The organism is Paenibacillus sp. WLX2291, assembly GCF_046603665.1.
Lineage (GTDB): Bacteria > Bacillota > Bacilli > Paenibacillales > Paenibacillaceae > Saccharibacillus.
Map to the genome: position 1 here is coordinate 839,694 of NZ_CP176755.1, position 13,920 is coordinate 853,613.

General features: G+C 47.1%; 11 protein-coding genes. 10 read left to right on the forward strand and 1 reads right to left on the reverse strand.

The genetic code is table 11. The features are described from left to right. Positions 1-22 precede the first annotated feature (22 nt). From ACDE64_RS03635 to ACDE64_RS03645, 3 genes are all read left to right on the forward strand, one after another. Entirely contained in the window at positions 23-886 is an 864-nt protein-coding gene (locus ACDE64_RS03635; protein WP_411349029.1) for an SMI1/KNR4 family protein, read from the forward strand. A gap of 257 nt (positions 887-1,143) precedes the next feature. Beyond that, positions 1,144-1,917 (forward strand): alpha/beta hydrolase, encoded by a 774-nt coding sequence (locus ACDE64_RS03640; protein WP_411345155.1) that lies wholly within the window; start codon positions 1,144-1,146, stop codon positions 1,915-1,917. Positions 1,918-2,013: 96 nt separating this feature from the next. Continuing rightward, positions 2,014-2,331 carry a thioredoxin family protein gene (locus tag ACDE64_RS03645; protein ID WP_411345156.1) on the forward strand — a complete coding sequence of 106 codons (318 nt, stop codon included), beginning with the start codon at positions 2,014-2,016 and terminating at the stop codon, positions 2,329-2,331. A gap of 197 nt (positions 2,332-2,528) precedes the next feature. Here ACDE64_RS03645 and ACDE64_RS03650 read toward each other — a convergent pair whose 3' ends face one another. Next, positions 2,529-2,978, reverse strand: a complete 450-nt coding sequence (locus ACDE64_RS03650) for a MarR family winged helix-turn-helix transcriptional regulator (protein WP_411345157.1) — start codon at positions 2,976-2,978, stop codon at positions 2,529-2,531. A gap of 394 nt (positions 2,979-3,372) precedes the next feature. Between ACDE64_RS03650 and def the strand changes: the two genes are divergently transcribed. The 7 genes from def (at position 3,373) to ACDE64_RS03685 (ending at position 13,892) form a co-directional block, all read left to right on the forward strand. Then, positions 3,373-3,948, forward strand: a complete 576-nt coding sequence (gene def, locus ACDE64_RS03655; protein WP_411345158.1) for a peptide deformylase — start codon at positions 3,373-3,375, stop codon at positions 3,946-3,948. A gap of 293 nt (positions 3,949-4,241) precedes the next feature. Further along, a complete protein-coding gene (locus tag ACDE64_RS03660) occupies positions 4,242-6,026 on the forward strand; it encodes a sensor histidine kinase (protein ID WP_411349030.1) in 1,785 nt (594 codons plus the stop codon). Between the two features lie 20 nt (positions 6,027-6,046). Continuing rightward, positions 6,047-7,615 (forward strand): response regulator, encoded by a 1,569-nt coding sequence (locus ACDE64_RS03665; protein ID WP_411349031.1) that lies wholly within the window; start codon positions 6,047-6,049, stop codon positions 7,613-7,615. Positions 7,616-8,040: 425 nt separating this feature from the next. Then, positions 8,041-9,021 carry an ABC transporter permease gene (locus ACDE64_RS03670; protein ID WP_411346686.1) on the forward strand — a complete coding sequence of 327 codons (981 nt, stop codon included), beginning with the start codon at positions 8,041-8,043 and terminating at the stop codon, positions 9,019-9,021. Positions 9,022-9,115: 94 nt separating this feature from the next. Next, positions 9,116-10,018 carry a carbohydrate ABC transporter permease gene (locus ACDE64_RS03675; RefSeq protein WP_411345161.1) on the forward strand — a complete coding sequence of 301 codons (903 nt, stop codon included), beginning with the start codon at positions 9,116-9,118 and terminating at the stop codon, positions 10,016-10,018. A gap of 307 nt (positions 10,019-10,325) precedes the next feature. Continuing rightward, positions 10,326-12,017, forward strand: a complete 1,692-nt coding sequence (locus tag ACDE64_RS03680) for an ABC transporter substrate-binding protein (protein WP_411345162.1) — start codon at positions 10,326-10,328, stop codon at positions 12,015-12,017. A gap of 183 nt (positions 12,018-12,200) precedes the next feature. Beyond that, positions 12,201-13,892: an ABC transporter substrate-binding protein gene (locus tag ACDE64_RS03685; RefSeq protein WP_411349032.1), complete on the forward strand. Its 1,692-nt coding sequence runs from the start codon at positions 12,201-12,203 to the stop codon at positions 13,890-13,892. Positions 13,893-13,920 lie beyond the last annotated feature (28 nt).

The following is a 13,920-nucleotide window of genomic DNA, read 5'->3' on the forward strand; positions in this document are numbered from 1 at the left end:
AAGGATCAAGGAGCATGTTGTTATGGAACCTATACAGCTAGTTATTGATGATGAGCATGAATTACGTATTCTGCATAGTATGCTAATGGAAGCAAAATTTAGTGTTTCTGCTAGCGATACTAGATTAGGCGCAAGTCCGTTTAGTTCAAATCTGATTGCACAGACATTAGAAACGTTACTATTGAAACAAGCCGAACAAGACCCTAGTAAACCTCAAAGTTGGTCAACATGGCTTGAAAAAAAGAAGCCATGGATTTGGGAACGATCATTAGCTCATTTTCTCAAAAACCCACCATATCGATGGAACGAAGTCGATCTGGAAACAAAATGTAATCATGTCAAATGGGCTTTAAGCCCGTATCAGCCTACTGAGAACGATTTGTATGAGTTTATAAACGAATACCAATTTTATTATGATGAGATCATGCAGGGAAAAGAAGTTTGGCTCAGAAAGCTGGGTTATGCTACACAGGATATGTTAGAGCAATTAGAGAATAAAATGGATGCCCCATTTCCAGACGATTACAAAGCATTTTTACTACAATATAACGGAGGGACACCACTCATTCATTATTGCACGTTTAGTATTGAGGAATTAAGAGAAGTTATTCCTCTGGAAGTGTTATATGGAATTGGATTGAACGGGAGATATGATCTAGAGTATCAAAATTCTTTTGCAGAAGATCGTCCTTCCGGTTATATCGCAATAGGCGAGTCAGCTGGAGGCGGCAAATTACTGTTAGGATACACGCAAGAGAATCAGGGAGTATATTATTGGAGTAGCTTGCACCAAGATGATCCTGCATGTGAACAGACGTTGTACAAACTTGCAGATCATTTTCATTCTTTTATGAGTTCATGGAAGAGAATGACCAAATCCATATAAGTATGAACGGATGATCTTATGCCGGTTGACCAAGTATTCATTTTCAATTTTCATAAACTGTACATGTTGTAACATCCGCTAATATTCTGCCATCCTCTACTTTGCAGGATGAAGCCGCTTCATGCCGAATATCTCTGTATACAGGTATAGCAACACATACATCGTATATCATCATTCACATCCATTTCATCCATACCAGTCGTTCACATATCCATACAATCCAGTCCGTATCGATATGCGGAAAAGGGGGAGTCGTTATGAAGGGAACACTGTTTGTTGAGAGACATGCTGGGCGGGAGCTGCTCATCTATTTGCCGCCTTCGTATGATCAGGCGCAGTATCCGTTGCCGGTTGTGTATGTGCAGGACAGCGGCGATCTGTTTGATCCTGTGTTAAACGGCAATATTTATCATCTGGAATTGCGGTTTGCGGCGGGGACGTTGCCGGAGATGATGCTGGTGGGCATCGTACCGAACGACCGTATTCATGAATATACGCCGTGGTCAGCGCAGAAGTTAGAACCGGGGCGACATTATGATCACTTTGGCGGCAGAGCGAGCCAATATCTGTACGATATTACGCATAAGGTGAAGCCGTGGGTTGACCGTAACTTTTATACCGACCCGCGTCCTGAATGTACAGGCATTGTCGGCAAGTCGCTGGGTGGGCTGGTGTCGCTATTTGCAGCTTACGTCTATCCCGAAGTATTCGGACGCATCGGGGCGATGTCGGCGTCACTCTGGTATGAAGGCTTTGTGGAATTCATGGCGGAGCGGCAGCTTGATCCTCATCTGCGTATCTATATGGACATCGGATCGCTGGAGGGAACGAACAAGACGAGCCGTCAGCGATTTATGCAGTCGTTAACCGACGAAGCAGCAGCGATTCTGTCAGGCAATGAGTTACAGCCGGATCAGCTACATTTTATCCGTCATGAAGGGGAAGACCATGAATCGGATTCATTTTATCGGCGTTTCCCGGAAATGATGGACTGGCTGTTTGCCCGTAATACGGTGCGCTTGCTCAAGTGACTTCAGAAACGATCTTGCCAAATTCACTTCAAAAGCGGATAATGAGGAAAGAGATTTCTTAAAATTAAGATAGTCGCAGAAAGGAGCGGTTCTGATATGGAACGCATCGAAAGTGAAGATCAATACCGTCAGCTGATTGGTGAAGGAGAGTACACCGTCATCAAGTTCGACACCAACTGGTGTCCGGACTGTAAGACACTGGATCGCTTTATGGGCGGCATTATTGAAGAAAACAAGGACAAACGCTTCTATGCAATGGACGCGGAGAAGTTCCAAGATCTCGCCGAGCAAAATGAAGTGCGCGGCATTCCAAGCCTGCTCGTCTACCGCAATGGAGAGAAGATTGCCCATCTGCATAGCAAATTTGCCAAAACGCCAACCCAGGTAGCTGAATATCTGGCTGAGGTGAAATAATACAGGACGTCCCGATATGTAGCGAGGTGACGGTATGCTGCCTGCGCACTAGCCTAGCAGGGCAGAAGGCGCAGAACGGCACAACTACTACATTGTGCTCGCTGCATAGGCAAAAAGCCCGTACAGACCCAAATCTGTGCGGGCTTTTTTGCGTTCATAATAACGTTATTACATTATTACCTTTGTTTCGTAACTATTTATTTGACGGCGATTTGTCTACGCTTCAGAATAAGCTGTTCCACACTGCGCAGATGTAACAGCATTTCATCGGCTTCGTCATCGCTCAATTCACGAATATTTTCGACCAGTTTGTGCGCCATCGTGCCAAAGATTTTGTCCAGAGCGCGTCCACCTTTACGAGTAATGGAGATGCTGACATAACGACGATCCTGATCCGAACGGGTACGCTCGATCAGTTCTTCCTGCTCCAGCTTATCGCAGATCTGGGTAACTGCACTCGTTGTCAGACCGGTTGCCTTCACAATATCCGTGCCATATTGGCTGCCGTTATTGAGCAGAAAATGCAAAATGAAAATTTCGGTGGTGTTTGATTTGAGCTGACGCATAAGCGTAGGCAGTTCCATGATTCGTGGCATCCGATCCACCAGCAAGAGATAGCTTTTTAAGAGTTCGCCAGACGTTTCCAATAGTAAATCCTCCTCAATGAAAATAAATAAAACTGTTAGTTAATTATTGGTATAATGAAAGCAATCAGAGTTGATTGGCTATCACAATTCAATTATGTAAATCGCCAGGATGTGAAGATACAAAATACCAACATACAGGATGAGACATAAAGATAATGATATCAATCATGAAATAGCATCATCTTTTTCTTAAAACTTCCTTAACAATATAGTAATTTGTTACCAGTATTCCGTCAATGCAAATTCGACAGATTGAGACAAAAAACCGTTGTCATTGACGTAAATTTGAACATTTTTTATAATTAACTATCAATATCGCCGATTACGGGGTGAAATCCCGAACATTTGACCTTACGTTTTAACCAATTTTAGAAAAAAGGTGGCATCAGCTACATTGAATCAATCATCACTTCCCTTTGTAACGATGGACGAAATCGTACGCGAAGGTGATCCGATTTTGCGCAAGGTAACGGAACCCGTAAACCTGCCGTTATCGGAAGAAGAACGTACGACTGTCAATCGCATGATGGAGTTTTTGAAGCAATCGCAAGATGAAAAAGCGGCCGAAAAATATGGCCTTCGACCGGGTATCGGGTTGTCCGCCAATCAGATTGGCTGGGACGCACGTGTGTTTGTGGTCTATTTTACCGATGACCAGGATCGTCAGCTTGAATATGTATTTTGTAATCCCAAAATCGTCAGTCACTCTGCGGCCATGACCTATCTTGAACATGGCGAAGGTTGTCTGTCTGTAGATCGTCCGGTGGACGGGTATGTACCGCGTTATGAGAAAGTGACCGTACAGGCATTTACGCCGGATGGGCAGTCATTCAAGCTGAAGCTGAAGGGCTTCTCAGCGATTGTATTTCAACATGAATACGATCATTTGAATGGGGTTATGTTCTATGACCACATTAACAGGCAGGACCCATTTACCCTGCCGGAGACCGAATTTATTAAGCCGCTCTAAGTCTAATGTAGTATATCGGTAATGGGTAAATAATTTATAAACAATTCTTAAAATTTTTCGCTTATAATTTAATACTTTTTTAAAATTTACACCTTCTACCAGAGACTGTCTTTTATGGACAGTCTTTTTATTTGAGAATATGTTATGATACAGTATATTTCCAACATGACTTTTGTAAGCGTTTCATATTTGGTGAGGTCGAATTTGGTCAAAGCAAGAAACTTGCAGGGGTAACTTTTCGACCTGTTGTTGTGCGGAATGATTGTCAAACGATATGGAAAGCGGGTACACCGATGTGGCGTATGTTGATCCATCGTATTAACGATATCAAAATCAAAAACAAGCTGATTATCGCCTATATTTTTGTCGTGATGTTGCCGGTCTTGATTATCGGCGGGGTTGTGGTGAACTATATGCGGCAGGATGCACTCAACAATGCGGTTGAGCAAACGACAACCAATGTGGAGCGGATCAAGAACCAGCTGACCACTATGCTGCGTGTGCCGATTAACATTTCCAATGAGCTGCTATTTGATACACGGCTGAGTCAGGTGGTCAATACAAGGTATGACCGGGTATACGATCTCGTGGAAGCGTACCGGAATTATCAGGAATTTGACGAGTATCAGCGGCTGTATTCCGAAGTGTCGGCGATTCGGTTTTATGCGACGAATGATACGTTGCAGGACAATCTGGAGTTTATGCGGGTGAACTCAGATACGCGTAATAGCAATTGGTATCAGGCGGCGATCAATAGCCGCAAGATTAACTGGTTTTATCGCAAGGATGATCAGATCAATACGCCGCAAGTGCTCAGTCTGGTGCGCAAAATCAATTTTACCGATTATACGACGAGCGGGGTGCTAGTGATCGAGCTGAGCCAATCTTATCTCAATTCGCTGATTAGCGCAGAACCGTTTGAGACGATGATTCTGGATGATCGTGGCAATATCGTATCTGCCAAAAACACCGATCTGATCGGGAAACGGCTTGATGATCCCGGTGTAGATATTGATATCGATCTCGCAGGCAAAGGTATCTATGAACGCGAGGTCAATGGGCAACTGTCCAATATCGTTGTAGACGAATTGATTCCAGAGAGTAGTATGAATGGACTGAAGATTGTATCGGTCTTTTCCAATAATAGTATTGTACGCGATTCCAATATGATCATCCTGATCGGGACGGGCGTGCTGGTGGCGATTCTGCTGATTGGTCTGTTATTTTTGCAACTGATCTCGTTGCTGATTACGCGCCGTCTATCTGGATTGAGCCGTCAGATCAATCGGGTCGGCACAGGTGATCTTAAAGTCTCATCCAAAATTACCGGGATGGACGAGATTGGGCAGTTGTCTCGCAAATTTAACGATATGGTGCTGAATATCCGGCAGCTGATGGATCAGGTGTATGAGACGAATGAACGCAATACGAAGCTGGAGATTAGTCAGCGGGATATTAATTTTAAAATGCTGGCAAGTCAGATGAATCCGCACTTTCTGTTCAACGCGCTAGAATCGATTCGGATGAAGGCACACGTCAACGGGGAAAAGGAGATCGCTTACATCGTTCGCCTACTCGGCAAGCTGATTCGCAACAATCTGGAGATCGGCAGCAAGCATACGACGATTCAGGGCGAGATGGAACTGGTGCGTTCGTATCTGGACATTCAGAAATTCCGATTTGGGGATCGCCTCAGTTATGAATTGCTGCTTGATCCACAAACTGGCGAGACGCCGATTCCACCGCTGATCATTCAGCCGCTGGTGGAGAATGCGATCATTCACGGTTTGGAGAGCCGGGAAAGTGGCGGCTTAATCATAATCCGCACGCTACAAATTGAGCACGAAGTATTGATTGATGTGATCGATAATGGTTCTGGCATGAGTACGGAGCGATTGAAGCAGGTACGCCAGTCGCTGCGTACGGATAGCGAGGGCGACCGCATCGGGCTGAAAAATGTACATCAGCGGCTTACTTTATCTTACGGCGAAGCGTACGGGCTGCATATCTCCAGCACACCGCATGCTGGTACACAGATTTCCTTTAAAATACCAGCTTCGGATATGACGGAATCCTAACAGGGGAGGGACCACAGATCATGTTTAAAGTGATGATTGTCGACGATGAACCAGCGATTCGGGAAGGGTTGAAAACGATTATTGACTGGGACCGGATAGGCTTTGAGGTGGTGGATGCGGCAGCAAACGGGCGCGAGGCGCTGCAAAAGTTTGAACGCATTCAGCCCGATCTGATGATTATGGATATCCGTATGCCGGGCATGAGCGGGCTGGAAGTGATTCAGCAATTGCGTCAGGAGCATAATCAGGCGCATGTGCTCATTCTGAGCGGTCATGCGGATTTTGAATATGCGCGCCGGGCGCTTGGGTATGGGGTAGATGGGTATTTGCTGAAGCCAGTAGATGAGGAAGAGATGGAGCAGGAGCTGCGCCGGGTATACCGCACGCTAGAACAGGAGCAGCGTGGGAATGCCGTGCAGCCGCAGCAGGTGCACGCTCATGAATTGGTGGAGCAGATGCTGCTGAGTACGTCTGGCAGGGAGCAGGAGCGTGCGCTACAGGAGCTGCGATTGGACTGGGACGGATATCAGATTCTTTTGCTGGAGTGGCATGCAGGTACAGGCGAGCAGGGAGAAGGGATGAATCGTCCGTTGCAGCGGCTACGTAGCGGATGGCAAGAAGAAGAGCAGCATATCGTATTCGCGGCGGGGCAATGGATTGGCATATTGACTGGCAGGCATTATGATGCGCAGGCATTGGCGGATTTGAGACAGCGATTGCTAGATGAAGATGGCGCTCGGGAGCAGTGGTATATTGCTGCCGGACAGATGGCACAACAAGCAGAATGGATTCATGACAGTTATGAACAGGCGCAGTTGTTGCTGGAAGGACGATTCTGGTTTGACTCTTCCGGGGTAGCGCTGGCAGAGGCGGAAGTACAGCCAGCAACGTTTGATAAAACGTCAGTGGCTGCGGAAGAGGGGACGACCGTTCCGGCACCTCAAGCAGCGGAGTGGGCAGATCGGCTGTATTATGCAGTCGATATTCGTAGTCTGTCTGCTGCACAGCGGGTATTGCAGGAATTGCTGGATACATGTCATCGCGCAGCCATGCCAGAGCGTGAAACGAAAAGTCTGTGCTCGCATGTGCTGTCACTCGCGCTCAGCCGCTTGCCGGGGAGCGTGTCCGGGTCAGGTCCAGCGGTGCAGCAGTGTCTGGCATTGATTCCAGAGCTGTATTCGGCTTCCACAGCGGCAGGCGTAGTGGAGCTGATCAGCGAACGGTTGGATTGTCTGCTGCAATCGATTGACGGGGGCAGTCATGAATCGGTGATGAAGCAGATGACTGACTTTATCCGTCGTCATTATAGCGACAATCTGAAGCTGGAGCTGCTCGCGGAAGTATTCAATTACAATAGCGCTTACTTAGGCAAAATGTTCAAAACGTATACGGGCGATTCGTTCAATCATTTTCTCGATCAGGTGCGGCTGGATCGTGCCAAGGAGTTGCTGGCGCAGGGCATGAAGGTACACAAGGTTGCAGCGCAGGTTGGATATGCGAATGTGGATTATTTTCATAGCAAATTCAAAAAGTACACTGGCATCTCACCGTCCGCTTATCGGGAACAACTGGATCGGCAATTGGATTGAAGGATGAACAGACTAATAAGCAATGCACACTGGATGCAGAGCTGATAGATAGAGCAAGGTATATGCTGCAACAATGCAGACCGAATGCAGTAGCAATGAGATGATATGATGCGTCATGCCAATTGTGATAAGTAGAATATCCTGTTTTCCTGTTCTATTAAGGAGAGCAGGATTTTTTGTATTGGTATGTGAATGTTTATGTAGGGATAATTCAGAGAATGGATGGTGCTGTACCCTTTATTTTTAGTGATGTGAAAGGAAATGGAGCCGATGACTAATTTTTATATGATTTTACATCCAATTTGTCAGGTATAAATAGAAAGCGCTTTCTTTTATAATTCAATATGTACTCACCACGATACGGTTGCAGCACAGCAAGGCATCATCCTCGCGATGAAGCCGATTATAGGAAGGTGGATGGAATGATGGATTCAACAACCAAACAGGCATCTTCCCGCAAACGGGATAAGGCGTCCAGCATCAGTACCGGCAAAACCGGCAGCTTCTGGAAGGTGTTCAAGCAGCAGCGTTATCTGTATCTGATGTCGATCCCATTTGTGATCTGGGCATTCATTTTCAGTTATGTTCCGCTATGGGGCTGGCTGATGGCATTTCAGGAATATCGTCCGGCACGCTCGTTTTTTGAACAGCGCTGGGTCGGACTGGATCAGTTTATTGCATTGTTTCAGGATCAGCAGTTTTACCTGGCACTGCGCAATACACTGGCGATGAGCTTCCTCGGTTTGATTTTCGGTTTTATTTTCCCGGTTGTGTTCGCGATTCTACTTAATGAAGTACGCGGCATGATCTTCAAGCGTACGGTACAGACGGTATCGTATCTGCCTCACTTTGTATCCTGGGTCGTTGTAGCCGGGATCGTCACCAAGTCACTCTCCACCGATGGTGGTATCATTAATGAATTGCTCGTTTCGCTCCATATTATTGACCAGCCTATTCAATTTATGGCACAGGGGCAATGGTTCTGGGGCATTGTAACCGCTTCCGATGTATGGAAGGAAATGGGCTGGAATACGATCATCTATCTGGCTGCCATTACGGGTATTGATCAGGAGCAATATGAAGCATCACGGGTTGACGGTGCGAACCGATTCCGCCAGATGTGGCATATTACCCTACCTGGTATGCGAACGACGATTATCGTCTTGCTCATCATGTCGATCGGTCACTTGGTCAGCATCGGCTTTGAAAAGCAGTTCCTGCTTGGCAACAACCTTGTCACCGACTATTCTCAAGTATTAGACCTGTATGCACTGAAATACGGGCTTGAAATGAACCGGTACTCCTATGGTACGGCGATCAGTATTTTCAACTCGGTGGTCAGTATTGCGCTGTTGTTTACAGCAAATGGCATCTTCAAGAAAACGACCAAAGAGAGCATTATGTAACATTGTATTCGCAGGTAACGTAGCAGCATCGGCGGGGATGAAGACGTTCCGCCTGCTGCCGTGTACGATATGAGTTTGAAAGGGGAGAACGGCAATGGCAACCAACAAAGCATTCAACGCCACCAAAGGCGACAAAATCTTTGATGTGTGCAATACGATTCTGATGTCGCTTGTACTGATTGTAACGCTGTATCCGTTTCTGAACGTGCTGGCGATCTCGCTTAACGAATCGTCAGATACGGTACGAGGCGGTATCCATATTATCCCGCGCGCCTTTACATTTGAGAATTACTCAGTCATCTTCCAGTATCAAGGTCTGCTGCAAGGTGCACAGATCTCGATCCTGCGGACGGTGGTCGGTACGATTCTCGGTCTGATCAGCGCTTCGATGCTGGCATTTACACTCAGCCGGATTGATTTTCAGGCACGCAAATTCATCTCGACCTTTCTGGCGTTGACGATGTATGTCACAGCAGGTCTAGTGCCTACGTTCCTGCTGATGCGCGATCTGCATCTGATCGGCTCGTTCTGGGTGTATGTACTGCCCGGCGTAGTCAGCGCGTTCAACGTGTTCATTATCCGTTCCTTTATCGACGGATTGCCGTATGCGCTGCAAGAATCAGCGAAGCTGGACGGGGCAAATGATTTTACGATCTATCTCAAAGTCATTTTGCCACTCTGTAAGCCGGTACTTGCGACGATTGCCCTGTTCCTCGCAGTGGGACAATGGAACTCCTGGTTTGATACGTATCTGTACAATGCCAGTTCGCCAGAGTGGACGACGCTTCAGTACGAGCTGATGAAAGTATTGCAGCAAAGTACCCAGCAAAGCGGCGCTGTGAATGCAAACGATATGGCGAAGCAGATGGCAAGCATCTCGCCAGAATCGATTCGGATGGCGATTACGATTGTCGTTACCGTACCGATCCTGATCGTGTATCCATTCCTGCAAAAGTACTTTGTTAGCGGTATGACACTGGGTGCGGTGAAGGCGTAACGCCTTTGCCCTCCGGGGCTGGCGTACATAGTCATTCCTGCATCTGCTACTCTGCATGACAAGCACAGTGATCGTTTCTGCAATCCGATTCCAAACGATTCCTGCCGTATTGCCTCAGCCGGTCATTGCACCGGCTATCTATTTCCCCTTAAATGTAAGCGGAAACATTGAATGTTGAATGGTGATCCGCAAATGGTCTCAGGGAAATACTGTTTCCGAATTGTGTACATGTTATTTTCGCAAAGGCTACGTGACGGCAGTGCCGTCTTAGCATACAGAGGATGACCATTCAAAAGGGGGCTTTTTCATGGCTGGCAAATTGTTGAAACGCGTCATGATTCCGCTGGCGGTATTGTCGCTGGCAACCGTAACTGCCTGTGGCGGCAGTGCAGATCCATCCGAATCGGAAACGTCGGACACATCGACACCGATCACCATTTCGTTCTTCGGTTCCGATGCAAGTCCAACCTGGAACAACATGAAGGATGATGTCGGTCAAGCGATTACGAAGGCGACTAATGTAACGATCAATGCCGAGTATGATGTGAGTGGCGGCGGTACGCAGAAGATTGCTTTGATGACGGCATCGGGCGAATACCCGGATCTGATTTTTCCAAAAGGATCGATTACGAAGCTGGTAGAAGCGGGCGCACTGATTGATCTGACCGATCTGATCAACAAGTATGGTCCGAATATCAAAAAGGTATATGGCAATGATCTGGCGCGCTTGCAATACAGCAAGGATGATCCATCCATCTATGTCATTCCAACGAATGCCGGGGTAGGTCAGACATCCTTTGATGCAGGCGGCGGCTTTGAAGTCCAGAATGCCGTCATGAAAGAGCTTGGTTATCCTACGATCAAAACAGTCAAAGACTTTGAAAATGTGCTCAAAGAGTACAAAGAAAAACATCCAACCATCAACGGTCAGCCAACCATTCCATTGTCCCTCAATGCAGACGATTGGAAGATCATGATTACGGTAACCAATCCGGCATTCCTGTCCACTGGCGCACCGGATGACGGCGAATTCTACATCAACCCGGAAACATATGAAGCGCAATTGCATTACAAACGCCCAGAGGAAAAAGAATACTTCCGCTGGCTGAACCACATGTACAATGAAGGTCTGCTGGACAAAGAAACCTTTACCCAGAAGAGTGACCAATATCTGTCCAAAATCGCCAGTGGTCGCGTTCTTGGTCTGATCGATCAGGAGTGGGATTACCAGCAAGCTGAGAACTCGCTGAAATCATCCAAAATGGCAGAGCGCACCTACGGTCACTATCCGGTACAACTGGATGAGTCGACCAAAGACCGCTCCTTCCAAGACATCGGTGCACCGGTCGGTTACGGTATGGGGATTACGACTTCTGCCAAAGACCCGATTCGCATCATCAAGTTCCTCGACTGGATGGCATCCGACGAAGCCCAAGTATTGAACAACTGGGGCGTTGAAGGTAAACAGTATGAAATGAAAGACGGAAAACGCGTCATCCCGGCTGATGTACAGGAGCGCAAAATCAACGACAACACCAACTTTACCAAAGAATCCGGTATCGGCATGTACAACTTCTCCGTTCATTACGGTGACGGTGTGAAGGATTCTACTGGCAACTATTACACAACCAACTTCCCGGAACAAATTATCGCTGGATATACCCAGCCGGAGAAGGATACGTTGAAAGCATACGGCGCAACGACATGGAAAGATCTGTTCCCGCAAAAAGACGAGTTCCCGGTCAAAGCGTGGGGAGCCGCGTATAACCTGCCTGCACCGGATGACCCGAACTATACGGTAACATTCCAGAAATCGCAGGATATCGTACGTAAAAGTATTCCGGAAGCAGTACTCGCTAAACCAGATCAGTTTGACGGGATCTACGATCAGATGATCGAGCAATTGAACACCGATGATATGAAGAAAATGGAACAAACGTATTCGCAAATGATCAAAGACACGGTGGACCTGTGGAGCAAACCCGTAGCCGCCAAGTAAGCAGCAGCAAGGAGTGTAAGCTTCACTCCGAATACCCGGTTTCTGTATGGAAATACAAATGGGGGACTCTGTTGCTGGAGTCCCTTTTTCCATACTCTGCTACTGTAGATGAAGAGGAGAGGAGGATGTACGGCAGATTTGCGCAGCAAGAGAGGCTTTTACTATAAAGGAGGACTTTTTACAATGTCTGCAACATTCTTAAAACGTGCACTGATTCCGCTGGCAGTTCTGTCGCTGGCAACTGTAACCGCATGCGGAGGTAACTCCGATCCGACCCAAACCGAAACATCTGATACATCGACACCGATTACATTTTCCTTTTTCGGCTCTGACCCCAATCCAACCTGGAACGGGATGAAAGATGATGTAGGACAGGCGATTACCAAAGCAACCAATGTTACGATCAACGCGGAATACGATGTCAGCGGCGGTGGTACACAGAAGATCGCGCTGATGACTGCATCCGGCGAATACCCGGACATGATCTATCCGAAAGGCTCGGTTACGAAGCTCGTAGAAGCGGGCGCACTGATTGATCTGACCGATTTGATCGACAAATACGGTCCTAATATCAAAAAAGTATACGGTGACGATCTGTCCCGTTTGCAATACAGCAAGGAAGATCCGTCCATCTACGTCATTCCAACAAATGCCGGAGTCGGTCAGACTTCGTTCGATGCAGGTGGCGGTTTTGAAGTACAGAATGCTGTTATGAAGGAACTCGGTTATCCGAAGATCCAAACGGTGAAGGATTTTGAAAATGTGCTCAAAGAGTACAAAGAAAAGCACCCAACGATCAACGGTCAGCCGACGATTCCATTGTCCCTCAATGCGGATGACTGGAAGATCATGATCACCGTCACCAACCCGGCATTCACCTCCACCGGTGCACCGGATGATGGCGAATTCTACATCAATCCAGAAACGTATGAAGCGCAATTGCATTACAAACGCCCAGAGGAAAAAGAATACTTCCGCTGGCTGAATCATATGTACAACGAAGGTCTGCTGGACCCTGAGTCCTTTACCCAGAAGAGTGATCAGTATCTGTCCAAAGTGGCAAGTGGTCGCGTTCTCGGTCTGATCGACCAAGAGTGGGATTACCAGCAAGCTGAGAACTCGCTGAAAACATCCGGTATGGCGGAACGCACCTATGGTCACTATCCGGTACAACTGGATGGTCAAACGAAAGACCATTCCTTCCAAGATGTTGGCGCACCGGTCGGTTACGGTATTGGTATTACCACCTCTGCCAAAGACCCGATCCGCATGATCAAATTCCTCGACTGGATGGCATCCGATGAAGCTCAGGTGCTGAACAACTGGGGTATCGAAGGCAAGCAATATGAAATGAAAGATGGCAAACGTGTCATTCCGCAAGACGTACAAGATCGCAAAGTCAATGACAACACCAACTTTACCAAAGAATCGGGAATCGGCATGTACAACTTCTCCGTTCGCTATGGCGATGGTGTGAAGGATTCCGGCGGTAACTACTACACAACCAACTTCCCAGAACAGATTGTAGCCGGATACACCCAACCGGAAAAAGATACACTGAAAGCTTACGGTGCCACCACATGGAAAGACCTGTTCCCGCAAAAAGACGAGTTCCCGGTCAAAGCATGGGGAGCAGCGTACAACCTGCCTGCACCAGATGACCCGAACTACACCGTTTCTTTCCAAAAATCGCAGGATATCGTACGCAAACGTATCCCAGAGGCGATTTTGGCAAAACCGGATCAGTTTGACAGCGTCTACGATCAGATGATCACCGAGTTGAATACCGATGACACTAAGAAAATGGAACAAACGTATTCGCAAATGATCAAGGATACTGTTGACCTGTGGAGCAAACCGGTAGCTACCAAGTAATACCCCTAACGTATCACAACAGGTAGTA

Coding starts and splice junctions, on each gene's coding strand:
- ACDE64_RS03635 (WP_411349029.1), top strand. CDS start 23: ATGGAACCTATACAGCTAGTTATTGATGATGAGCATGAATTACGTATT.
- ACDE64_RS03640 (WP_411345155.1), top strand. CDS start 1,144: ATGAAGGGAACACTGTTTGTTGAGAGACATGCTGGGCGGGAGCTGCTC.
- ACDE64_RS03645 (WP_411345156.1), top strand. CDS start 2,014: ATGGAACGCATCGAAAGTGAAGATCAATACCGTCAGCTGATTGGTGAA.
- ACDE64_RS03660 (WP_411349030.1), top strand. CDS start 4,242: ATGTGGCGTATGTTGATCCATCGTATTAACGATATCAAAATCAAAAAC.
- ACDE64_RS03665 (WP_411349031.1), top strand. CDS start 6,047: ATGTTTAAAGTGATGATTGTCGACGATGAACCAGCGATTCGGGAAGGG.
- ACDE64_RS03670 (WP_411346686.1), top strand. CDS start 8,041: ATGGATTCAACAACCAAACAGGCATCTTCCCGCAAACGGGATAAGGCG.
- ACDE64_RS03675 (WP_411345161.1), top strand. CDS start 9,116: ATGGCAACCAACAAAGCATTCAACGCCACCAAAGGCGACAAAATCTTT.
- ACDE64_RS03680 (WP_411345162.1), top strand. CDS start 10,326: ATGGCTGGCAAATTGTTGAAACGCGTCATGATTCCGCTGGCGGTATTG.
- ACDE64_RS03685 (WP_411349032.1), top strand. CDS start 12,201: ATGTCTGCAACATTCTTAAAACGTGCACTGATTCCGCTGGCAGTTCTG.